This is a genomic window from Streptomyces rishiriensis (assembly GCF_030815485.1).
Classification (GTDB): domain Bacteria; phylum Actinomycetota; class Actinomycetes; order Streptomycetales; family Streptomycetaceae; genus Streptomyces; species Streptomyces rishiriensis_A.
Genome location: NZ_JAUSWV010000001.1, coordinates 47,286 through 69,917 on the forward strand (window position 1 = coordinate 47,286; position 22,632 = coordinate 69,917).

The window sequence follows — 22,632 nt, forward strand, 5'->3', positions numbered from 1 at the left end:
ATCGCAGCAAATCGAACATCAGCTTCGAACGCGCGCCCTAGATCGAGATATGGCTGGCAAAATTTCCGGCCCCGGTAATTTGGGTTACCCACTTCGGTAACCGCTTAGTCGGCGTCAAGCTCATGTTGAGCCCCCAGACGGAGGTCTCATGGTCGAACGGCTGCGCAGCGTATCGGGCAGCCAGAAGTAGGGTGAGGAACTACATGCTCGTCGGCGATCTTCTTCTGCTCCTTATGGCCATCCTGCTGCTAGTTGTGCTCTCCTCAGTGATCGGTTTGATCGCTTTCGGGGTCGCCAGGTGGGGTGGAGCCAAAGTTCCAACTGCGATCACCAGTGCAAGCGTGGCCACCGCTACGACGATGCTCATCGGTATCGGCCTGCTCGCTGCCGTCATTCCTCTCGCCACGTAGGAGAGACCGAGTCTCCAACCAGCGGACAGGGTTGTTGTGGAACGGGCGGTGGCTCGCGCTTCCACCAAGCGGAGGCCGGGGCCAGTTGGGTCCCGGCCTCGTCTCGCGCAACGGTCAATCCGCTCCGCCCGGAGACCTCCCGGCATAACCTCGCCAGTCAACTGCACGAGCTGCGCTGGGTGCAGTTCCTCAGCACCGCCACATCCGGCGCCCGAACCCACCAGCTTCCCGGCGCCCTGCACGACCAGGCCGCGCACGACCTGCGCACCCTGTGCCGCGGCGCCGCCCGCCACATCTCTGCCTTCGACATCGCCCGTGACCCCGACGGTGCCCTGACCTTCGCCAGCCTGCTCTACCTCGCTGACCAGGAAGAAGGAGCCCAGTTTTGGTGGCACTACGCCGCGGGCGCCGGCAGCACCACCGCCGCCCTGAGCCTGTACCTGCTCCACCTGCGCCACGGCGACATGCGCGAAGCCCAGCACTGGGCCGGCCAGATCCACTGCCTTAACCGCCTGGACTGGACCTGCTACACACCCGTCCCCCACCAGCCCCCATCCCTCTCTCAGCGTCCGCTACACCCTCCCCCTGTCGGGGCCCACCGTCTGCGAAGACGCGGTCAAGGACGCTATCGACGAACTCCAAGCTCCCCACAGCGGGCTCCTGGGACCCGTCCCCCAGCCCATCCCCGCCCTCGCTGACCACTGGGACGAACTGAACTCGTCACGACATGAGCCCGCCAGCAGGGCACGCCAGCCTGTTCCAGCCTTCATCTGACCGCTGATCAGCGAAACTGGGGCGAGCGGCAGTCGCGGTTGCTGGCGAAGGGGGTGGTGAGGTTCCCGCCTTTCCGCGTACGGCTGCGCCTCCATCGCGCGGTGGTGGAAGGTGACGATGCAGGAAGACCGCTGCCGAACGGAGACCACCTGTGCCCAGAGGCATAACCATTGGCCCGACCCACTACCCCACCAAGGAAGCTGTCCGGAACGTCTGCCGCAGCATCGTCCAGCGATACGGCATCGGCGGTGACGTCACCGGCCCCGACGACGATGCGTTCCTCCGTCATCTTCTCGAATACCACCCCGAGTACGACCTCAAGCGGGGCGACGGCATCGCCCACTTCCGCGTCATCGCCCACACCGATCACGGACGCAGAAGCGTCGGGCTCGCTCTGGTGCGGCTCGACGGCGAGGTGGCCGACTTCTCGTGGAACGCCTGCCTGACCCCGCTCAGCCAGCGCACTCAGGTACTTGCCGCGTTGCGGCACGCGATAGCTGATCAGGTGGCGGCTTCACGGACCGCGGCGCTCGACTCCGGGCAGCCGCTCGTCTGCTCCGTCACCGGGGTACCTATCCAGTCCGCTGCCGAGCTGCATATCGACCATGCGCCCCCGACGTTCCTCGACCTGGCCGAGGGGTTCATCGCTGACAACGGTGGGGTGGACGATTTTCGGATCCTGCCCGATACAGGTGCCGGGGTCAGTTACATCGAGCTGGAGGACAAGGCGCTCGAGGGGCGCTGGCAGAACCATCATCAGAAGCGTGCCGTGCTGCGGCCGGTGCTGAAGCGGGTCAACCTTTCAGATCTGCGGCGGGCAGGAACGGCCGGCACTCCTGCTCCGTGAACGGCCGTGTGTGGAGCGGTTGGAACCCCGAAGCTGGCGCAGTCTGTGCCTGGTGCAGCCCTTGAGCTGACGAGACCGGAGGAACCCCTTAGCGCAGGTCCTCCGGCGGTCTGCCCAGCTTGGGCGATGGCCGTGAAACTGCCCGGGCCCTTGTCGCGGTGCTGTCCGGAAGGGGATGACCCGGGGGTGGCCGATCGGCCATCTATTCGAAGATCCGCATGGGCGTATGAGATCAGGTGACAGGCTGTCAGTGGGCTCCGCATGCTCGTCGTGCGCGGCCGAAACAGGGCCGGACCGAGGCGACCCGCGCTGCGGGGTGGAAGGGATGTGCGGTGTGGCTTTGCGGGCGACGGCTGAGCAGGAAGCGGCCCGGGAGGCGTTTGCCGCAGGCCAAGACTTGGCGTTGGTGGCCGGCGCCGGTACAGGGAAGACTTCGACGCTGGTGATGATGGGCTCGGCAACGCGTGGCCGGGGCCTGTACGTGGCCTTCAACAAGCCGATCGCCGACGAAGCCAAGAGCCGCTTCGGGAGGAATGTGGAGTGCCGTACGTCGCACTCGTTGGCGCACCGGGCGGTGGGTCGCCAGTTCCAAGACCGGCTCGATGGCTCGCGCCACATGCCGTTGAAGCGTACGGCGCAGTTGCTGGGGCTGGACCGCGACCTGGCCGTGGGCAAGAGGCGGCTGAGGGCGACGACGCAGGCGCGGCTGGTGATGGAGATGGTCCGGCGTTTTTGCTACAGCACGGATCAGCAGGTGGCAGCCCGGCATCTGGGCCCGGTGAACGGACTGGATGACCAGGGGGCGCAGTATCTGGCGCAGGTGCTGCTGAGCAGGGCGCGGTGGGCGTGGGACGACATCTGCTCGCTTCAGGGAAAGCTGCCGTTCCAGCACGATCACTACCTCAAGATGTGGGCGCTGACGCGGCCGAGACTGCCTGCGGACTTCGTGCTGCTGGACGAAGCGCAGGACACCAACCCGGTCTTGGAGGAAATTTTCCTGGCGCAGGATGCGCAGCGCGTGTGTGTCGGGGATCCGGCACAGCAGATCTATGACTGGCGGCATGCCAAGGACATCATGAGCGGTTTTCCCGGGCAGCAGCTGGAGTTGACGCAGTCGTTCAGGTTCGGACCGGCGATCGCGGAGGTGGCGAATCGGTGGTTGCGGGCTGCCTTGTCGACGATGCAGCTGACCGGGCATGCCGGTGGTGCCTCGGGACTGGGGCGGGTCGAGGTCCCCGATGCGGTGTTGTGCCGGGGGAACGCCGACGCACTCGCTGAGGTGCTGGGCTTCCTCGAGAAGGGGGTGCCGGTCGCGCTGGCCGGGGGCAGTAAGCCGCTGTTGACGATCGCTGAGGCGGCGATCGACCTGCAGGCGGGCCGGCGGACCTCGCACCATGAGCTGTTCTTGTTCTCGTCCTGGGGTGAGGTGCAGGAGTACGCGGAGCAGGACTCCGCGGCAGCGGAGCTGAAGGCGATCGTGGAGCTGGTCGATACCTACGGGCCGCAGCAGATCATCGCGGCCGTGAAGCGCATGGTCAACGAGGACCAGGCGCGAGTGGTGGTGTCGACGGTGCACAAGGCCAAGGGCCGCGAGTGGAGGAGGGTGCGGATCGGGGCCGGATTCACGCCACCTGCGGAGGAAGCGGCGGCACGAGGCGTGCATCCGGCGGAAGCGCGCCTGATTTACGTGGCGGTGACGCGGGCTCGCGAGGTGCTGGATACAACGGGGATCCAGTGGGCCGAAGCCCAGATCCGGCATGCCTCGCGCGCAACTGTGACCAGTACCCCGGACGGCGTGCCCCTGGCCGCGCTGCCGCTGACCGGACAGCTCCAGTACCCTCGCTCGCCGATGTCCGTCTTTCTGAACCAGCATCTGCCGCGCCCCGAGCGGGTGCTCGGCGCGTACCTGGACCGCTCGCGGGGGCTTCCGCCCGCGGTGCAGCCCATGGATGAGCGGCGCCCCGATTATTCGGCCCTGGGGCACACCATCGACTACCGCCTCCGGCTCAGTCTCGGCTGCGGCCCTGGAGGCGCGGTCGCGTCGGGCATTCGGCTACTCGGCAGCCGGCTCCCGATCGAGGGGGCTCCCGCCCCTGAGGTGCGTGAGACCTTGCATACAGCCGGCACCCACCTGCTTGCCCGACTCCAGAACCACCTCGAAGGAGGGCCTGCACTGGGCGAGGAGGAATTGACCCGGTTGTGTCACGTAGCCGGGTTCTACGAGGCCATCTACCGCAATGGCGTCTTCTCCCGGCGCCGCAACCTGCTGGCCCTCGCCGACGCGCACACCACCGTGGATCACCTGACCGCGGCGGTGCCGGCCTACGTGCTGGAGGACATCTCCGAGCAGATGGAGCTGGCCGAGCAACCTTTCGCACCGTTCAGGGACTTGCCGGACAGACAGCGGGTGTGCGGGCCGGTGTTCGCCGGCAGTGCCGACCTGGGCGGGGCTGATGCAGACTTCATCGTCGGCGGACTGCTGATCGACTGCAAGGCCACCACCCGCCCTCACACGATCAACCGCTCAGCCGTACAACAGCTCGCCGGATACCTGCTGCTCGACTACGACAACGCCTACGGCATCGACCAGGTGGGCCTCTACCTTTCCCGCCAGGGCGCCCTGATCACATGGGACGTCCCGGAATTCCTCAATGCTCTGGGCGCCCGTGTTCCACTGCCCCAGCTACGCACACTGCTGCGAGACCACCTTCGCCGGCCACAGCGCCCGACGCCGTCGCAGAAAAGCTGACCACGGGCCTGGCGATTTCGCCCGTGCCGGAGGAAGCGATCAATGGTCGGCCGGGAGAAGGAGCATTATCGAGAGCGCAGAGTGCGTTTCCCTCAGTTCCAGCGCGGATCAACGTACTTCATGGCGCCCAGGGCAGTGGTGCAGGGCCAGGGTGCCCCCTCGCATCCGGTGCAGGTCGGATCGGTGCGGTCGCTCGGGGCGTGTTCCGTAAGTTGCTGTCCGGCGACGGCTCGGACCGTGCGCTCGTCGGAGCTCATGCCCCGATAGGTCTCGTTGGCCAAGGCCACAGCCCGGTCATAGTCTGCGAGTTGGGCCTGGAGATCATCGGTCATGAGATGTGAGCTTATCGCTGGTCATGAACTCGATCCCGCACCACTGTTCGCAACTCCGCTCACGCGTTCGATCGCGGTACGAGCGATGTCAGACCCTGCTGGCACCATCCGCCCATGGCTCAGATCAGCCCCAAACTCGCCCGCACCTACTTCGCGGAGATCTCCGCCGGTTCTGCCGTCCCACTGGACTTGGACGACCTCTTACACATGGTGAAACTGCGTCGACACAACCATGTCCTCATCGGCGACATCGCGCTGCACTGCTACAAGAACAAGTCGAAGTGGACGTACAACGAACGCGACATCCGCCACGCCGCCCATGCGTTCGCGAACTTCCAGCTGGACGCCGGCGACGTCGTGGAGGTGCAGCTGCCCGCCTACCTCGACCACGGCGAGCAGGACCCGGAGCACCGGGGCCGGGCCGACTGGCGGCAGCAAATTGCGTCCTGGATGTTCTGGCAGGCCCGCGACAAGCACCAGGAGGGGCGGCCCTACGAAGAGTGGGACGACAGCTGGAAGCACCTCGGCGCCAGCGGGCTGCCCGGCGAGCTGACGTGGGACGAATTTGTCGGGGCACGCAGCGGAATCCGGCTCCGGGAGAACATCGCCAACACCCGGCCGCTGGACCTGATCACCTCCGCCGGGGGCAGTCTGTTCCTGCCGAGAGCCTACGCCGCACTCCTTGACCGCTGGGAGAAGGTGGAGGAGGGCCTGGTCGCCCAGGCCCGGATCTGCAAAGGCTGTGCTGCTCAAGGGCCGCGCTGGGGTGGCTGGCGTACGCAGAGCCCGCTCGGCTACGTCACCTTGTGCCCGCCGTGCTCGGGAGCCGCCTTCCAGCGCTATGGCGGTCACCTGCGCGGCGTGCTGTACGAATCGCCCCGCGTGCGCGGCACCCGCGCCGACGACTACCTGTGCTGCCTGTGCGCGGAGACCCGGGCGGCGGTCTGGGACCACTGCCACGACCACGGCTTTTTGCGCGGGCCTCTATGCGGCAGCTGCAACACTTTCGAGGGCAAGAGCCTCCCGCGCTACTTCCTTGAGGGCAAGGAGGGCGCCGCGCTGCACTTGCTGGAGTGCCGCGGCTGCCTGGAACGGCGCACCCTGCCCGGCAGGTACCACGTCGCTATCGTCCAGAAGCGTCTGGAGGCGACCGAGCACCACCGCCACCGCGGGCGCCGCTGCAAGCGCCGACCGTCGGTCCGGCACGTGAAACTCGCCCACGGCGCGCACCGCTTTGAGCTGGAGTGCTGGTGGCACAGTGAGACGTGGACGAAGGACGTCACAGTCCCCGAGACCGCGGCGCTCGTACGAGGCTTCGCCGATCAGGCGCTCGCCGCCCCACAGCCAGACGTCGTAGTGCCGGCCGCGCGTACCGCATCGGGCACAACATGGCCCGCGTGAAAATTGCGGACACGCGAGCAAGCCCCGAACCATCGCCCGGTGCGCGGCTACGTGTCCCTGCGCAGGTGGGCAGCTGCTGCTGGATCTCCCTGGCCGTCGGCATCAGTTCCAGGGCCTCTTGCAGGCCCTGGCGCGCTCGCGCAGCTGGCAGACTCGCCAGCGCTGTTGCTGGACGCTGTGGGGGCGTGCTGCTCTTGGTGATGCCGAAGCGGGGACTGCCGCCGCGCCGTGGGTCTGTTGACCAAAAGCAAACAAGACGCCCCGTAGCGTCGGCTTCTGCGAAATGATCTGACTTGTGACTCCAGATCCACGTGACCGTCGACGGTCCTCGCCACGGGCTCCAACCAAACCGCAGATACGAACCCGCCCTTCCAGCGACGATGCGCACGAGGTCGTCTACTTTCAGCGCCACCCCGACGACGACCCCCTGCAGACGACTCCAGGGCGTTTATTTATGCGCAATGTGTGCCCGGCCAAGGTTCGCGCGACTATGCGTGTGGTGCTCGCCGAGGTGGCCGCTGCCCCGCCAAAGCGCTTCGCCGGCGGTGGGTATTGGGAAGCGATGCGGGGAGACATGGCTGGTTGGTACGAGGTCCGCGTAAACGGACCCGGCCGCCATCACTACCGCTTGTTCTGCTTGCTCGACTACGAAGCGGAAGGACGCGAAAAGCCGCTGCTGGTTGTGATCACTGGGCTAGACAAGCCCTTCCGTACCGTCCTGTCGAGCGGTGACTACCAGTCGGTACGAAATCTTGGCGAGGAGTACCGGAAGCGCAACCCCCGCTCGACGCAGTGAACTACGTCTGGCTAAGCGGCGGCACTGGAGCGGGACTTAGAACGCCGCAGCTCACTGAGGTGCTTCGCGAGCCCACGAGGATCCGCCGCCCGTCCTTCCAGCAGCGGGTCGGTGACCGACTTCCGTTCAGCTGCTGGAAGCGGCTCAAGGGTGATTCGCATCCCTAGTGCTGCTGCCACTTCGGCCAGAGTGCCCAGCGTCGGATTGACGTGTCCCGCTGAGAACAGTCGCCGCACGACAGCGGGCTCCGCACTGATTGCTCGGGCCAGTGCAGCCTTGGAGAGATCTGCCGCATCACGTGCCTCGTCCAGCGCGTTCACGATCCGGTCGATTGTGGCGATACGCATGGACTCAACGACGTAGTGGCGGAGAAACTCAGGGTCCTGCAAGTCCTCGGCAAGGTCGTCCCAGAAAGCGCCATGCTCCGTAGTCATTGCTGCCTCCCTCTTCCTTTGCCGACCACGTAGAGTGTATCAAATAAGTTACACATACGCTAGGCTCATCGCGCTCCCTGCGGCTCGTTTCCTCATCTGGAAAAGTCCCTGAACAGGGGTTTTATCGTATGCGACACCCCTGAGGATCTCTCGATCGAGGGGCCCTCTGACTGTCGCGGAGTGGGCAGCTCTGCTTGCCTCAGCGGACTAGCGGAGTGCCACGGCTGGGCGGGCTTGCTCTCATCGGACGCGTCGGCCACCCGGAGAGCGCGGCCGTACCTGATCACGCTATCCGCATCTCGGGATCGGACTTCATCGCTGCCGGATGCCGCCTCTCAGGGATCTGTGAACTCTAAACGGAGAACTCTCCTAGGGTCCCTCTAGCAGGACGACGTCGTGCTCATAACGCTCTCCGCCAGGCACGAGACCTGCCAAGATGAGGCAGTGAGCGCCCCCCGCCGCCCTCTGGGCACCGGCCCCCAGCCCCTTCCCGCCGTCCCCGACAGCGCCGCCGCTCGAGCGGGAACCGCAGCTGAGCGAGCCGTCGTCCAACCACCATCCGTCATCGCTGAAATCCTGGAGCCAGCCAGCCAGCGGCGCCTGCTCGGTCCAGGCACGGACCGGCCCGCCTGACGTCATTGCAGCCCGAACTCGATGTAATCAATGTCCGTGGATTCGGCCGTGAGCCCTTCGGCACTGCGGCCGTCGTTGGGCAAATCCTTGTGCAGGTGAGCTCCGAACTGCGCACTGGCTCGGGGGCCCACCTGCACAAGGCGCAAGCTCCTAGCGAGCCGATACCCAGTCCTGCCCAGGAGTGCCACGGTGACCACGCCAGCGCGGCAGGCTGTACCGGGTGACTAGCGTCCACGCGGTCCGAGTGGCGTCCTCCACCCACGCATGCCCCGCAGCAGGGAGGCCGCTCACCCCGCGCAGCCACTCGGTGATCTGCTCTTCTGGGATGTGCGTGTTGCCCTTTCCGAGGTACTTGAGGACGTACACCGCGAGGTAGTCCACGTCCTGCGCGCGGCCCTGGCCGTTGAGGATGGGCCTGAGCCTGGAGGCAAACTTCTGTCCGATGCTGTGGTCGACCTCGCCCCAGAGGGAGGCCGTCTCTGGCCCCCTCAGCATGTCGAGCAGGTCGATCAGGTGGGCGAGGTCGGTGTCGTCGGCGAGAGTGATTGGTTCGGTCACAGGCGGCTGCCTCCCGAGAAAGTGGTGGTTGAACCAGACCAGCGCCGCCGATCATCACGGTGTTGGTGCAGGAACACACCGCTGATGGGCAGAACTGCCCGATTCGCTGTCTGTGTTGGCTGAGATCATCGTCGTCTCGGGCGCCGGCTCCCCGTCTCGCACCCTGAAGACTCGGCGGCCGCCTCGGGTGGTCTCAACCGGCCAGCCGAGCTGGAGACGGAGCGGCGCACCTACCCGGGCCGCCGCTCCAGATCGAAGGCGGATGGCGGCTTGGTTGCTGACTCATGAAAGGAGGTCGCGTCAGGTCTGGGCCATGTCGACGAAGCGGGAGTAGTGGCCTTGGAAGGCGACCGTGATGGTGGCGGTGGGGCCATGACGGTGCTTGGCGACGATCAGGTCTGCCTCGCCGGCGCGGGGTGATTCCTTCTCGTAGGCGTCTTCACGGTGAATGAAGATGACGACGTCGGCGTTGTCCTCGAGGGCGCCGGAGTCACGTAGGTCGTTGAGCAGCGGTTTTTTGTCGATGCGTTGTTCCGGGCCGCGGTTGAGGGTGGAGATGGCAACGATGGGGAGCTGTAGTTCTTTGGCCAGCAGTTTCAGGCAGCGGGCGATCTCGGAGATTTCCTCGTAGCGGTTTCCTAGGGGGCGCGTGCCGTAGGTAAGCATGTGTACGGCGTCGACGACGATGAGCCGGATGCCGTTCCTGGCGTGCAGGTAGCGGCAGTGGGCGCGCAGGTCGTGGAGGTTGGAGTAGGCGCCGTCCTGGATGTAGATCGGTGCAGCGCTGACTTGCGGCATCCGGCGGGCCATCCGCGTCCAGTCTTCGTCGGTCATGGTGCCGGACCGCATGTGGTGCAGCGCTACGCGGGCCTCTGCGGACAGCAGCCGCATGCCGACCTCGTTGCGTCCGGCTTCGAGGGTGAAGATGGCGCAGGGCATTTGGTGCTTGATGCCGGCTGAGCGGACGAAGTCGTAGGCAAGAGTGGACTTGCCCATGGCGGGGCGTGCGGCGATCACGATGAGCTGACCGGGGTGGAGTCCGCCGGTGAGGGAGTCCAGGTCGGTGAAGCCGGTTGGTACGCCGGGCAGGGTTGCCTCAGGGCCGCCGGTAGCCTCGATCCAGTCGAGGGTTTCTTCCATGACGTCCCCGAGGGAACTGGCCGGCGGCAGCAGGCGCCGTCTCGTGGTCGCGGCAAAGATCTCGGCTTGGGCCTGGTCGGCGATGCGGTCGGCGGCCTCGGGCCCCGCATCCGAGGCCATGTTCTCGATATGGATGGCGGCGATCTTTGTGCGGCGCAGCATGGCCGCGCTCTGGACGCGCTCGGCTTCGGCCATCCAGCTCTTGGACGGGGAGGGGCCCGCCATCAGCGCAGTGAGGTAGGCCGACCCTCCGATCTCCTCGAGCCGGTCCTGCTTCGTGAGATGGGCGGCAACGTTGAGAGGATCGACAGACTGGCCACTGCCGTACAGCTCGAGGACTGTGGTGTAGATCAGGTCGTGGGCCGGCCGGTAGAAGTCATGGCCGCCCAGGACGTCGACGATGTCGGCTATCGCGTCCTTGGACTGCAGCATCGCCTTGAGCACCGCCTTCTCGGCGTGCAGGTCGTGCGGATGGTGCAGTGCAGCGTCGGCGTCCTCAACGGTCACCAGGCTCTCCCCCTTGTTGCCCGATTGATCTTTGCGACCCGCTCCCCCAGGGCGCCGGGCCAGCGTATCCATGGCCCGCCCCGGCAGGGCGCTTTCGCTGTGGCCATCAGCTGCATGTGGGCCCGCTGAAGGCCCCGAGCACCGACATGCAGCCCGCGTCAGGCCTTCGCCTGGTGGGCCGGCTCACGCGGCATGCGTTGAGCTTGGTGCCATCCGGCCGCCTCGATATCAAGATCGGGCAGCGGCGTATGCAGCCTCGGTACGACAGCGCGTTCACCCTCCGGCGCAGCTGCAGGCCGTGGCATGCGCGGGACGTCCCCTTTGGTAATGCGGAGCTTGCGTATGCTGCCGGCACCGAATTCTGCGTTGAGGCGCTGCAGCAACGCGTCTTCCAGGAGCCGGAGCTAGTGAGCCATGCCGACGATGCGCCGTGCAGCGTGAGGGTCCCGGTGTGCTCATCGAATCCGACCGGGATCACGTGCTGGGCGACGTCGGGTCCGACCACGGATGGCCACTGGGCCAGCACGGAAGCCCCGACTGGGTGGCACAGGCCGCGTTCGGTGAGCATTTCCAGCAGAACCTGCCCGAGCGGCACCGACCGTGTACGCCCTCGCCGTGTCCGGTGGCGCGCACTCTCGGTGGCTTTGGTGAAGCGGTAGCGTCTGGCGTCCTCTCTGGCGCGCCTCAGCGCTATCCGGGCGAGATCGGTCTCAGGGGAAGAGGGCGGCGGCGGGGCTGTCATTGGTCGAACGGCTGGCGCGGAGTGAACGTGGCTGTTCCCCAGACCCGCTGCACGTGATGGTCGGTGAAGGCGTACACCAGCCGGTAGGCGGAGGCTGCATCAGGGCCCTGGCGCAGCTGCGTCAGGTGCCGTTCGGCTTCCTGCTCGCTCAGGCGCGGCGTGCCGCACACCTGCCAGATCTGCCCGTTCCACATTTCTGGAATCCAGCGCTTCTTCGGCTCGGGCTGGTCGGCGTGGATGCCGTGGCGGGACTGCACGCGGGAGGGCGGCGCATCGGCTTCCGTGTGCGGGGGTTCGTGCCCGGAGCGTGGGCGTGGTGTCCGCAGTCCTGCCCGGCGGCGGGTTTCGCACAGCAGACACAGGTCAGCGGCGTCCGCGTCGACGGGGCCGTGCGGGTGCTCCGGGCAACGCGTGGTCGGCTTGGCCGCGGTGATGGCGTCGTTCAGCAGGACCAGGGCGCGTTCGAGGTCCCGGCGGATCTCCTCCGTGCTGGCGGCGCTGTCCTGGTCCTCAAGGCGCTGCCCGTGTTCGCCAGCGACACGAAGGGAACGGCCCAGGGCGACGAGCTGGGCGTGATTCACAGAGGTCTCCTTCATGCGTGCAACGGTTGCGCAGAGCCCGACTGTCGTGGCCCAAGTTATGCGCGTGATCATCTGCCGGGGTGTGCGCTGCTACGGGCCAGCCTCAGCCGCATCGCACGCCACAATTCACCGGCACCGCGGCTGGTGGCCGGCTGAGTATCGTGCAGTCCAGGGCAGCAGGCGTCATGGACCACCTTGGCACTGCCGTAGTCACGGTGATGAGGTCCTGGCCACGCAACCCCGCCGACCAGATGGTAGACCTCGGTGTCGGCGAAGAGACGGGCCGGATAGTCCCCCGGCATCAGAGCGATCCACGCCTGCTCCACCGGGGGCTCCTCCCCCTCGATGACACGGGCGGGATCGGGGCCGGCCTGGGGCCGGTAGATGTTCACCCCGTCGAAGTCCAGGGTGCGGTGACGCTGCGTCGCCAGACCGCAGTGCGCACAAGGCACGGTCAGCTTGCGCCCCCACGCCGGCACCAGGTCGTCGCCCGGCCCATGCTGGGAAGGAACTCCCACGTCCGCTCAGCCTCCGATGCGTGATGGACGACAGCCACCTGGCCGGGCGCGGCTCGCCCCACAGGCAGCAAATCCCAGGCTAGCGCCACAAACTGACATACCGACAGTCGCTCATCCGGCTCGCTGGTGCAGCCGACCAGCCGCGACCCGGAGGCGGCATCCTCGCCTGGTCAGGGTGTGCGGACTACGGCTCCGGAGATGAACCACTGCACCAGGGTGGCGGCGAGGTGGACTCCCGCGCGGGCCGCCTCCAGGGTCTCGGGCACGGTCGCGGTCCGAGCGCCGTGCCGGGAGGTCTGCCCATCCCACAGTGCGCGCATCATCGCCTCGGCCGGGGCGATCGGGTCGCCGCCCACCGGGGTGGGGATCGCGGCGGTGAACTTATGCCGGGCGTTCCTGATCTCCCCGAGCATGGTGCCGAGAGTGGCCTTGGCATTGTTCGGCTGAACGACCGCATGCGCCGCCGACTCCACCGCCTTGATCGCCTCGCTATACGCGCGCACCGCGTCCGGGCCGCGTCCGTACGCCGCCTTCCACGCCGCCTCCAGGTGGTCGGCCGCAGAGCCGGCAGACTGCTGGTCTGCGGCCTCAACGATGGTCTGCCTCACCGCGTCCCGGACGGCCGGGGCCACCCTTTCTTCCAGCCCGTCCTCCATGTCCGTGACCCGGTAGGCGGACCCACCTTTGCTAAGGAGCAGATCAAGAGCTTCGACAGATCCGTCCGCCTCCACCTCGAACCAGTAGCCGAGCAGCGCGTCGACGATGTCAAGCAGGGTGTCCCCGGTGCTGCTCGTGAGGGTTTTCGTGTACGGGAATATCCCGGCGCGCTCGCGCAGCACGGGGATCCGCACCTGCACGCACAGGAGCTGCGCTGTGGCTTCGTCGTATCGGCCACTCCCGATGAAGAGGGCTTGTTCCACCCACTTTTGCAGTGGCCCGGTGAGGTGCGGGGGTATGCCCTCGAACGGCCCGTCGAATTCGGGTTCGGCGAGGCCGACGCGGACCGAGAAGCGTGGGCGGGGCGTGGTTGTCATCGCGAAACGGTAGCGGCACGTGCGATCACATTCGACAGATTTGCCTCCGAGCGGGTTGCTCGCTTGGGACCGCACCGAGGGTCTCCTCGGCGGGCCCTAGGCAGAGGCGATAGTTGCATGCCTTCGCTTGCCCCTGGCACCGCCAGAGGCGGTCACCGCCGACCTCTTCGGGCTGACTGGCCCCGATCCAGGCTGACAGCATGGGGAGTTCCGGACACTGGAGCGGTCATGTGTCAGCGAAGCTCTACAGAAGGAGCAGATGAGGCACACCGTCCGCCGTATAGCGGCATGGCGACGACGCCCTTGCTTTTGTGACGACTATCGTGCTTCGGCTCACCGACACCTCGCGGCAGCTGGCGCGGCACAGAAATCACAATCCGACTCTTCGTCCTCGGCGGGAGGGCCATCTGGCCGACGAACGCTCACCGTCACAGCCGCACTGTCCACCCCACACCCCCAGCCCACGGGCAATAGCCCATGTAGCCAAGGATGTCAGCGCAGGCCGCTGCACGCCCGCAAGATCGTGTTACGAGTTCTAACAACGGCTAACACAATGAGGTGGATCGCTCCTGGTTGCCGTGTCCAGGGCGAGAGTTGAGCGTTCGGTCCTCTGTGGGGACGTCACCGTGGATCGTGTCGGATGAGCTGTGGGATCGCTTGGAGCCGTTGCTGCCGCAGCGAGGCCGCAGGTTCCGGTATCCGGGCCGCAAGCCGTTGCCAGACAGGGATGTGCTGTGCGGGATCTTGTACGTGCTGCACACCGGGATCCAGTGGGAGTACCTGCCTCAGGACCTCGGCTTCGGCTCGGGCATGACGTGTTGGCGCCGTCTGCGGGACTGGAACGAGGCCGGAGTATGGCAGCGGCTGCACGAGGTCCTGCTGGCCGAGCTTAACGCGGCCTCCCGGCTGGACTGGTCCCACTGCGTGGTCGACTCCTCCCACGTCAGAGCCTTAAAAGGGGGTTGCACACCGGCCCCTCGCCGGTCGACCGAGGCCGGGCCGGCTCGAAGCACCACTTGATCACCGACGGGCACGGCACCCCGCTCGCCGTCCTGCTGACCGGCGGCAACCGCAATGACGTCACCCAACTCCTGCCCTTGCTCGACGCCATCCCGCCGGTCCGCGGCCGGGTCGGCCGTCCCCGCCGCAAACCGGACTCATTGTTTGCCGACCGCGGCTACGACCACGACATCTACCGTGACCAGGTCCGCGCCCGCGGCATCGTGCCCGCGATCGCCCGCCGCGGCACCCGGCACGGCACCGGACTGGGCACCTACCGCTGGGTGGTCGAGCGGACCTTCGCCTGGCTGCACGGCTTCCGACGTCTTCGGATCCGATGGGAACGCAGAGCCGACATCCACGAAGCGTTCCTCAAACTCGCGTGCTGCCTCATCACCCAACGACAGATTCGCTTCCTGTGTTAGCTGTTGTCAGTAAGCTGTAGGTATGACTGAGATGGCGGCTGGCAGGCCCGGGCCACGCAAGCCGCGAGAACTGCGTGATGTCCACGAGTTCCTGGACCAGGTGAGGCTCCGCCCGGGAATGTGGGTTCGCCGCGGCTCTCTTCAGCATCTGGACTCCATGCTTGTCGGCTACGCAGTCGCCTGCGAGATCCACGACAGCGATGAAAGTTTTGACTTCTGGAACAGCGGCCCCTTCTCCCAGTGGCTGTGGAAGCGGATGAACATGGCGTACCCCAGCAACCTGGGCTGGGCTGTCGAGATCGAACGGGCAGCCGAGTCTGCGGGTATGCCACCGATGGAAATGTTCTTCTCCCTCTTGGACGAGTTCCGTGCTGAGCGGGGTAGAGCGCGGAGTACGCACGAGAAGTAGCAATCACTCCCGACAGGCGGGGACCCTCACTCCCAGCCGAACGCACAACTCGCTCCACCATTGCTCCTATCAGGAGCCATCCGCCTCATTGTGTTAGCCGCTGTAAATGAAGTCGATGAAGACTTGGTTCGGAGCGTTCCATGTGGCCTGTTTGTCGGCGCGCCCCTCTTGGAAAGTATCGCCCGTAAGGCGCCCCTGGCTATCGAAGCGACCGGTGTACCGTCCCGGCGGCATCAGGAAGGTGATGTCAGTGTCTGTCACCCTGGCGTCCTGCAGGTCCGTGAAACCCGCCTTGTTGTGGACGTTGACCTTCCCCCTGAGCAAGCCGTGCTCGTCCTCATTGTCGATCTGCACGTGAAGGATGAAGCCGTTGCTCTGGGCGATATCCCAGTTACCTACAACGTTTCTTGGCATTACAGGCTCCTCGCTCCCTTTCTCGCTATTCAGTCAATATCAAACTACCTCCGCTCCCGAAAGGCCACAACCTGGAGAATTCGTTAATTGGGCAACTATTCACTCGCGGTCCGAGACGACTCACAGATAGTCCAGAACCCCGATCTCAACCTGCCGCTATCAGGATCAGCCGCAGTTGGGAGCAGCGGGCCGGGGTCCGATCGCCGCGCCACCGAGGGCGTGCCCGGGGTGCTGCGCGCCCGGACGCATGATGCGCACGCTCGCACTGTCCCACCCCCGCCGGGCCGGGTTCCGGGGCAGTCGCCGCGCGCTGCGCCGCCGCCTGTGGCGCTCGGACGGGCAGATCCTCACCGCTAAGCGGCGCGCCGGACATGGAGCGGTCACGTGCCAGTGAAGCTCTACAGAAGCAGCAGATGAGGCACACCGTCCACCGTATACCGGCATGGTGACGACCCCCTTGCTTTTGCGACGTCTATCGCGCTTCGGCTCACCGACACCTCGCGGCAGCTGGCGCGGCACAGGAAATCACAATCCAAATTCGACGTAATCGATATCCGTGAATTCGACCCTGAGATCTCCGGCGCGGCGACCGCCGTCCTTGAAATAGACCTCTTGCAGTCCTTCCGCCGCGATCCGCTCGAGTTCGCGCTCGGACGCGCCCTGCTCGCGGGCAGAGAAGAGCCTGCCCGCGTACCCGGGAGGCAGTGCCTGGGTGAGACGGCGCATGCGTCCGTCGTCGGTGGTGCCAGGCGCCGCGGTGAATCCGAACCTCGCGCGGGTCTCGATGACGATTCCCTGTGTGGCGGCCGCCTTCCGGGCGCGGGCGCGGACTCCCGGCTGCCAGCGGGCCCGGACGGCGTCGGCCAGACGTTCGGCGAGATCGGGGCGCGGGTGCTTGAACTGGCCGCGCACATAGCGCTCGACGGTGCGCTGGGAGATGCCGAGCAGGCCGGCCACCGCACGGGTGCCGTCCAACTGTCTGACCAGGTAACGCATCTGCGCACCCGCGGTCTTGGGGATGGGGCGGGTGTCCGCCTGTTGCACGGCCCGGTCCAGGCCGTCACCGATGAGACCCATCGCGGCCTCCTCTCTTGATCGTCTGTATAGCTCTATGGGGGCCAATCTCCGCCCTGAAGCAACTCGGGGTCACTGGCGGGGGGATCGGCGCCGTGCGGGGCGCTGGACGCGCTTCACGGGCGCGGGCTGGGTGTTCAGGTCGCTGCCATGTCGACGAAGCGGGAGTAATGGCCTTGGAAGGCGACTGTGATCGTGGCGGTGGGGCCGTTGCGGTGCTTGCCGATGATGATGTCGGCTTCGCCCGCCCGGGGTGATCCCTCCTCGTAGGCGTCCTCACGGTGCAGCAGGACGACCATGTCTGCGTCGTTCTCGATGGCGCCGGACTCGCGCAGGTCCGAGACCTGGGGGCGCTTGTCCTGGCGCTGCTCGGACCCTCGGTTGAGCTGGGACAGGGCGATCACGGGGACGCGCATCTGCTTGGCGAGGAGCTTGAGGCCGCGGGAGATCGTGGCGACTTCTTCCTGCCGGGAGGCTCCGCGCCTGCTGAGGGGGGTGATGAGCTGGAGGTAGTCCACGACGATCATGTCCAGGCCGTCGCGGGCGGCGACGCGGCGGCTGCGGGTGCGGATGTCCGCGAGGGTCAGGCCCGGTGAGTCGTCGACGTGCAGGCGGGCCTCGCCGATCGCGGGCAGGCGCCGGCCGATGCGTGCCCAGTCGTCCTCGGTGACCGTGCCGCCGCGCAGGTGGTGCAGCCCGACCCGGGCTTCCGCGGACAGGACGCGCATGCCGATCTCGTCCTCGCTCATCTCGAGGGAGAACAGCGCCACCGACAGGCTGTGCTTGATGGCGGCGGCCCGGATGAAGTCCAGGGCGACGGTGGACTTGCCCATGGCGGGACGTCCGGCGAGCACGATGAGCTGGCCGGGCTGCCAGCCCTTGGTGAGAGAGTCCAGGTCGGTGAAGCCGGTCGGCACGCCGGTAATCTCGCCGTCGTTGAGGGTGCCGATCTGGTCGACGGCCCGCTCCATGATGGCCGCGATGCTGCTGCCGGGCTCGCTGACGGCGCGGGCCTCGGTGACCGCGTACATCTCGGCCTGCGCCGTGTTCACGATGTCGTCCAGCTCACCCTCGCCCGCGTAGCCGAGCTGCGCGATGCGGGTGCCGGCCTCGGTCAGGCGGCGCAGCACGGCCCGTTCGTGGACGATCTCCGCGTAGTGCTCGGCGTTCGCGGCGGTCGGCACGGTCTGCACGAGGGTATGCAGGTAGGACGCGCCACCGATCTTGGTGATCTCGCCGCGCCGGGTCAGTTCCGCCGCGATCGTGATCGGGTCGGCGGGCTCCCCGGCCGCGTAGGTGTCCATGATCGCGGCGTAGATCGTCTCGTGTGCCGGGCGGTAGAAATCGCGGGCAGTCAGGGTGTCGGACACCTCGCCGATGGCGTCCTTCGACAGCAGCATCCCGCCAAGGACGCACTGCTCGGCATCCAGGTCGTGCGGTGGTACCCGGTCCAGTGCGTCCCGAGGACCGGACTGGCGTGGTAGATCGGCGGCGGCGGTGTCTACGGTGGTGGTCACGGATCTCCTTGGGGTCCGTCGCGCCCGGGGCAGGGAGGTCAAACCAGGCCCCGGGCGCCAGCCGTTTCAGGTCAGGAAGCGGATTGGCCGCCGGCGGGCCGCTTGCCGTGCAGCAGACCGATGAGCGCGGCCGTGTCGACCCTCGAGGGACCTCCCCGGCGCGGCCGGGACTCCACCGCGCACTGCGGGCAGTCGTCCGCAGGGAAGGCCCCGCCGCCGTGGCCGGGCTTGCGGCACATCTCGCGTACCGGCCTCCGGCTGGCGGGCCGCTGCCCGGGCACGGGCACACGTGAGCGCTCCGCGTGCTTGACCAGGTCCCGCCACTCCGGGCGGGCAGCCATCTCCCGGGCCCGGTCCGCGACCCAGCCCACGGGCAGTCCTGCTGCCAGCAGCTCCAGTGCCTGCTCCCGCATCGCCTCTTTATTGCCGTTCAGCAGAGGTCTGCCCAGCGCCTGGATGTACGCGGCGATCACCGCGTCGGCGGAGTCTTGGCCCTCGCTGTTGTCGACGGCCTCCGCTGGCGGTTTTTCCGGCGCAGCCGCCTCTCTCTCTCGTTCGTGGGGCTGCTGCGACGGTTGGTCGCCGAACGCAGCAGTGGGAACAGAGAAGAGAGAGTTCAAATCCTTACAACTATTGGTGCTCGATTTGAACACCCGTGAGAGATCGATTTGAACACCCGTGACAGGGGCTTCCTTCGGCGGGTGCTCAGATCGAGCACCCGCCGACCTGCGCTTTTTCGACGGGTGCTCGATCTGAGCACCCGTACTGCGGGCCGGTTTCGACGGGTGCTCAATCTGAACACCCGTGGCTGGGATGCGGCAGACGTCGTCCACGTTGTGGCCTCCCAGGCAGCCCGATTCGTGCCCGCCGGCGAGGTCGTAGACAGGCGGGCGGCGATCCGTCCTCAGGTGGCTCACCAGGTTCGGGTCACCCGGCACGAGCACTCCGTCGGCCTTCAGGCGCCGCAGATGCTTCAGCACCGTGGACTCACCCATCAGGCACTCGCCCGCCAGCGTCTCCGCCGACGCGTAGCAGCCGCGCATAGCGGCGTTGGTGTGGTTCGCCACGCGTAAGAGCACGAGCAGCTCCCCGCCGTTCTTGCAGTGCGTGATGCCGACCTTGTCGACCCACGTCTGCGCCTGGTAGCTCACCAGGACACCCCCGGCGCGAAGCTCTCCGCGTCCGTCGGTCCATAGTCGATATACGTGCGCTGTATGTCAGCCAGCAGGCTCAGATCCACTCGGCGCAGATCCGACAGCTGCCCGTTGGCAGGATCGGTCCTCACGGCCGAGAGCAGCAGACCGCGCTGGATCAACTGCTGCTCGGTGTCCTGGGCGGCAGGGAGCAGCATGTGAGCTTCGTCGGCGAGCAGCTGCAGGGGCTCTGACACGTAACCCCGGGCGTCGGCATGCTGGCAGCAGGCCATGAGGAACGCTCCCTCACTGACGCTCAGGTTGTCGGCCTGGAACACCAGGCGCATGTGCTGGATCATCGGCGCGCCCCTGCCGAGCAGCGGGCGAGGGTGGTTTCGGCTGGCCCTCGGCCGGCTGGGATGGTGGCGTCAGTCGCTGCGCGCGTGAGGTGGTACTGGTTATGCACGGGGTCATCTCCCCAGGTTGAGGAGCCGGGACCGGCGCATGTGACCTAGCAGGACACCCGGAGTAGTGGCGTGCGCAATTCCTTGCGCATACTCTGGTATAGGTGACTACCGGGGCCGCGAGGCCTACGGGCATCACCCCGGCGAGGTCACCTCACCGGACACGACTCAAGAGCTTGGTAGGCAGAGAGTCGATCGAGGGCGGTTCCGTTGTGGCGACGGGCCGCCCTCAGTTTTTTGGGTCGTCAAGTCATTGGGGCATCTTCCCGGACATCCAGGAGTGGAGAGCTTCGGTCCGCTCACGGATCAGCGACATTCGTGCCCGCCACTCCTCACCCTCCTTGTGAGCTGGGGAGTTTGTGATTTGTCCGCCGTGCTTGCGATACAGGAGACCTACCTCGCCGATGAACTGGCCAGGCGTCAGGGCATCGAGCCCGAGCAGCAAGCCAGTGTCGCCAGAGGCTGGCAGGGCCATCCAACCGCCGAGCAAGACCACCAGCTCACGGCGTGCGCAGAGCGACGCTGGATGGACCTGCGGACGCTGGTGCTCCGACCAGAAGGTGTAGGCGCTTCCCCGCGGTAGCCGACCAGGCTGAGGGTCGCCCAGTTCGAACGAGCGCGTGCGTCCGTCCTCCAGCAGATCGGTTACGCGCGACGTGGTCCAACCGATTTCGGCGTCTCCCTCCAGCGCAGCAAGGTCGCGTGCCAGAGCCCCCGGAGTGAGCTGGTCGTCTGAGTCGAGAACCTTCACGTAGCTACCCGACGAACGCGCAAGGGCCATCGTCCGAGCGACGTGAGGTCCGCCCCGCCGAGAGGCGGAGACACGAATCCGAGGGTCGTTGGTAGGAACTTGCGCAGTGGCGCTGACGTGGTCACCGTCCTCTTGCACACACCATTCCCAAGTCCATCCCGCAGGAAGGGTCTGCGCCTTCAGCGACGCGTAGGCGGCCGGCAGGAACTGCACGTTCTCGGCGTGCACGGGAGTGACGACTGAGATGGTGCTCACCTGGCGTCCCGCCCTTCGTTCATCACGCTCAGTCCCGGAGTCCAGCGCCAGCCCAAGCCGCGTAGAGCACTCAACCGCGGCAGCAAGACCTCATCTAGCGCTGCCCGTTCGGCCGGGTCCCAGTGCGCTGGCTGAGCTGTCGACTGCTGCGGATGCTTTCGATAGATCGCCCCGGGCTCGTCAATCATCCAGCCCTGCGAGACAGCTTCACAGAGCATCAGCAGCGCCACGTCTTCGGAGGCCGGGACCGCAGGCCATCCCCCCATCGCGACCACTAGATCGGCGTACGCGGTCATCGTGGTACCGACCACGGGAAACCGGCCCGCCTGATAGCCAGCCAGCATCACCCCGTCTGCCAGCAAGCCTGTGGGAGGGTCATGCGGACCAGGGAGCATGGAACCGTCAGGCAGAAGATCAAGACAGGCTGATACACACCAGGCCACGTCACGGTGCCGTGCCAGGGTGTCGATGGCACGGCTGAGTGCCCCCTGAGGCAGCAGGTCGTCCGCATCCAACGCTCGGACAAGATCCCCACGGACCCGCCCCAGCGCCACAGTGCGCGCCATGGCGGCGCCACCGCGGCGACTCGTTCCTCCAGAAACGCGACTATCGTCGGGGAGAATTGAAGGCAGGAAGCCCGTCTGTCCGTCTTCCTGCACGATCCATTCCCACTCCCATCCTGGAGGCATGGATTGAGCAAACAGCGATTCGTACGCTTCGCCGATGTAATCGTGCCCCCCATTCCAGACAGGGGTGATGATGCTGATAAGAGGCATTATTTCCAGCGCTCCAGCTGAGTGGTGTAGAGCAGCTCGATTCGATCTGCTGGGATCGGGATATCGGTCACTTCAACCGGAATGTCATCCGTCGAGTAGCTCACTTTTCGGATCCTGATGACCGGGACGCTGGGAGGGATATCGAAATCCCTGACTTCTTCCGGCGTGGGCATACTTGCCGTTACGTGATCAACGATTCTGTCCAGCTCCACCCCGATGGTGTATAGCTGGTGCATCGTGCCTCCGGGCCACGGCTCCCGCGTGGAGTCCAGCAGCTCGGGGTTGCCACGTACCAGGTCATAGGGGATGTAGCTGATGGATCGGCTGGCACCTGCCTTTCGCGCGTGCCGCCTGGTGTAGACGCGGCGCAGAACCGGAGCGCCTGGCGGGATTCCGAGCGCTTCCCCGATTTCTTTGGGCGACTCGATCACCGAATAGTCGGCAGTGTCCTCGTGCAGGTCGTTAAGTGGAATACCCGAGTCGGCCTCAGAGACGCCAGCCGCAGAGCGATCGGATTCAGGGAGCCGAACTGCTTCCTTCTCTGAGTGATAGCGGATGTTGTGGCGCCTCTTGTTGGGGGGTGGCACGCGTACCCAGGTACTTCCTCCGGCGAGTCCGGAGAGGACACCTGTTGCCTTGAGGCTCACGACGGCCTTGCTCGCGGTGTTCTTATTTACGCCGTGCTCATCGGCAAGGGCGGCGATCGTAGGCAGCTGATCGCCGGGGCGCAGGGTGCCGCTCCGGATCTGCGCCATGAGCGCTTCGGCGACTCTCTGCGCGCCGCCATGGGCTCCCGTCGCGGGCTGCTTGGTCATGAGCAACACCTTCGCAGATCAGTTGAGCCGAAGCAACACCTTCCTAGGAAGGTGTTGACGGCGGCGAGTTGGCGTGCCAATCTCTACCCACCTTCCTAGGACGCCCTGGCCGAACTGGGAAGGTGGCGGCGTCACATGCTCAGT

General features: G+C 66.4%; 23 protein-coding genes. 7 read left to right on the plus strand and 16 right to left on the minus strand.

All coding sequences use genetic code 11. The features are described 5' to 3' along the window. Positions 1-203 precede the first annotated feature (203 nt). The 3 genes from QF030_RS00255 to QF030_RS00265 all read left to right on the plus strand — a co-directional run bounded on the left by QF030_RS00255 (position 204) and on the right by QF030_RS00265 (position 4,780). Positions 204-410, plus strand: a complete 207-nt coding sequence (locus QF030_RS00255) for a hypothetical protein (RefSeq protein ID WP_307160614.1) — start codon at positions 204-206, stop codon at positions 408-410. Positions 411-1,335: 925 nt separating this feature from the next. Then, entirely contained in the window at positions 1,336-2,031 is a 696-nt protein-coding gene (locus QF030_RS00260; protein ID WP_307160615.1) for a DCL family protein, read from the plus strand. A 334-nt stretch (positions 2,032-2,365) separates the two neighbouring features. Further along, positions 2,366-4,780, plus strand: a complete 2,415-nt coding sequence (locus QF030_RS00265) for a UvrD-helicase domain-containing protein (RefSeq protein WP_307160616.1) — start codon at positions 2,366-2,368, stop codon at positions 4,778-4,780. Positions 4,781-4,872: 92 nt separating this feature from the next. On the opposite strand, the gene QF030_RS00270 is transcribed toward QF030_RS00265, so the two are convergent. Next, on the minus strand, positions 4,873-5,112 hold the full coding sequence (locus tag QF030_RS00270) for a hypothetical protein (protein WP_307160617.1): 240 nt from the start codon (positions 5,110-5,112) through the stop codon (positions 4,873-4,875). Between the two features lie 114 nt (positions 5,113-5,226). On the opposite strand from QF030_RS00270, the gene QF030_RS00275 reads away from it, so the two are divergent. Together QF030_RS00275 and QF030_RS00280 are read left to right on the plus strand one after the other, a co-directional pair. After that, positions 5,227-6,513, plus strand: a complete 1,287-nt coding sequence (locus QF030_RS00275) for an endonuclease domain-containing protein (protein WP_307160618.1) — start codon at positions 5,227-5,229, stop codon at positions 6,511-6,513. Positions 6,514-7,012: 499 nt separating this feature from the next. After that, positions 7,013-7,309: a hypothetical protein gene (locus QF030_RS00280; RefSeq protein ID WP_307160619.1), complete on the plus strand. Its 297-nt coding sequence runs from the start codon at positions 7,013-7,015 to the stop codon at positions 7,307-7,309. An 11-nt stretch (positions 7,310-7,320) separates the two neighbouring features. On the opposite strand, the gene QF030_RS00285 is transcribed toward QF030_RS00280, so the two are convergent. The 7 genes from QF030_RS00285 to QF030_RS00310 all read right to left on the minus strand — a co-directional run bounded on the left by QF030_RS00285 (position 7,321) and on the right by QF030_RS00310 (position 13,456). Continuing rightward, positions 7,321-7,743, minus strand: a complete 423-nt coding sequence (locus QF030_RS00285) for a helix-turn-helix domain-containing protein (protein WP_307160620.1) — start codon at positions 7,741-7,743, stop codon at positions 7,321-7,323. A 783-nt stretch (positions 7,744-8,526) separates the two neighbouring features. Then, positions 8,527-8,934, minus strand: coding sequence for a hypothetical protein (locus tag QF030_RS00290; protein WP_307160621.1), 408 nt, complete (start codon positions 8,932-8,934; stop codon positions 8,527-8,529). A 300-nt stretch (positions 8,935-9,234) separates the two neighbouring features. Then, on the minus strand, positions 9,235-10,653 hold the full coding sequence (dnaB, locus tag QF030_RS00295) for a replicative DNA helicase (protein WP_373428699.1): 1,419 nt from the start codon (positions 10,651-10,653) through the stop codon (positions 9,235-9,237). 34 nt (positions 10,654-10,687) lie between these two features. After that, on the minus strand, positions 10,688-11,323 hold the full coding sequence (locus QF030_RS40370) for a DUF721 domain-containing protein (RefSeq protein WP_373428700.1): 636 nt from the start codon (positions 11,321-11,323) through the stop codon (positions 10,688-10,690). After that, a complete protein-coding gene (locus QF030_RS00300) occupies positions 11,320-11,919 on the minus strand; it encodes a hypothetical protein (protein WP_373428701.1) in 600 nt (199 codons plus the stop codon). Before QF030_RS00300 ends, QF030_RS40370 begins: the two co-directional genes overlap by 4 nt. A 53-nt stretch (positions 11,920-11,972) precedes the next feature. Continuing rightward, the gene (locus QF030_RS00305; RefSeq protein WP_307160623.1) at positions 11,973-12,422 is read right to left on the minus strand and encodes a hypothetical protein; all 450 of its coding nucleotides are present in this window, start codon (positions 12,420-12,422) and stop codon (positions 11,973-11,975) included. 170 nt (positions 12,423-12,592) lie between these two features. Continuing rightward, on the minus strand, positions 12,593-13,456 hold the full coding sequence (locus QF030_RS00310) for a hypothetical protein (protein ID WP_307160624.1): 864 nt from the start codon (positions 13,454-13,456) through the stop codon (positions 12,593-12,595). 612 nt (positions 13,457-14,068) lie between these two features. On the opposite strand from QF030_RS00310, the gene QF030_RS00315 reads away from it, so the two are divergent. Together QF030_RS00315 and QF030_RS00320 are read left to right on the plus strand one after the other, a co-directional pair. After that, a protein-coding gene (locus QF030_RS00315) for an IS5 family transposase (protein WP_373428702.1) occupies positions 14,069-14,880 on the plus strand; the annotation gives its coding sequence in 2 pieces (ribosomal slippage) (positions 14,069-14,407 and positions 14,410-14,880; 810 coding nt in all). A 22-nt stretch (positions 14,881-14,902) separates the two neighbouring features. Continuing rightward, positions 14,903-15,289 (plus strand): hypothetical protein, encoded by a 387-nt coding sequence (locus QF030_RS00320; RefSeq protein WP_307160625.1) that lies wholly within the window; start codon positions 14,903-14,905, stop codon positions 15,287-15,289. Between the two features lie 93 nt (positions 15,290-15,382). Here QF030_RS00320 and QF030_RS00325 read toward each other — a convergent pair whose 3' ends face one another. The 8 genes from QF030_RS00325 to QF030_RS00360 all read right to left on the minus strand — a co-directional run bounded on the left by QF030_RS00325 (position 15,383) and on the right by QF030_RS00360 (position 22,488). Further along, positions 15,383-15,703 (minus strand): hypothetical protein, encoded by a 321-nt coding sequence (locus QF030_RS00325; protein ID WP_307160626.1) that lies wholly within the window; start codon positions 15,701-15,703, stop codon positions 15,383-15,385. Between the two features lie 525 nt (positions 15,704-16,228). Then, positions 16,229-16,780: a telomere-protecting terminal protein Tpg gene (gene tpg, locus QF030_RS00330; RefSeq protein ID WP_307160627.1), complete on the minus strand. Its 552-nt coding sequence runs from the start codon at positions 16,778-16,780 to the stop codon at positions 16,229-16,231. A 134-nt stretch (positions 16,781-16,914) separates the two neighbouring features. Next, positions 16,915-18,336, minus strand: a complete 1,422-nt coding sequence (dnaB, locus tag QF030_RS00335) for a replicative DNA helicase (RefSeq protein WP_307160628.1) — start codon at positions 18,334-18,336, stop codon at positions 16,915-16,917. A 29-nt stretch (positions 18,337-18,365) separates the two neighbouring features. Next, positions 18,366-19,445, minus strand: coding sequence for a helix-turn-helix domain-containing protein (locus QF030_RS00340; protein WP_307160629.1), 1,080 nt, complete (start codon positions 19,443-19,445; stop codon positions 18,366-18,368). After that, complete coding sequence (locus QF030_RS00345; RefSeq protein WP_307160630.1) at positions 19,442-19,786, minus strand: hypothetical protein; 345 nt, start codon at positions 19,784-19,786, stop codon at positions 19,442-19,444. Before QF030_RS00345 ends, QF030_RS00340 begins: the two co-directional genes overlap by 4 nt. Positions 19,787-20,141: 355 nt before the next feature. Beyond that, a complete protein-coding gene (locus tag QF030_RS00350; protein WP_307160631.1) occupies positions 20,142-20,897 on the minus strand; it encodes a glycosyltransferase family 2 protein in 756 nt (251 codons plus the stop codon). Further along, on the minus strand, positions 20,894-21,673 hold the full coding sequence (locus tag QF030_RS00355; RefSeq protein WP_307160632.1) for a glycosyltransferase: 780 nt from the start codon (positions 21,671-21,673) through the stop codon (positions 20,894-20,896). The genes QF030_RS00350 and QF030_RS00355 overlap by 4 nt, the downstream gene beginning before the upstream one ends. Then, on the minus strand, positions 21,673-22,488 hold the full coding sequence (locus QF030_RS00360) for a GntR family transcriptional regulator (protein ID WP_307160633.1): 816 nt from the start codon (positions 22,486-22,488) through the stop codon (positions 21,673-21,675). Before QF030_RS00360 ends, QF030_RS00355 begins: the two co-directional genes overlap by 1 nt. Between the last annotated feature and the right edge of the window lie 144 nt (positions 22,489-22,632).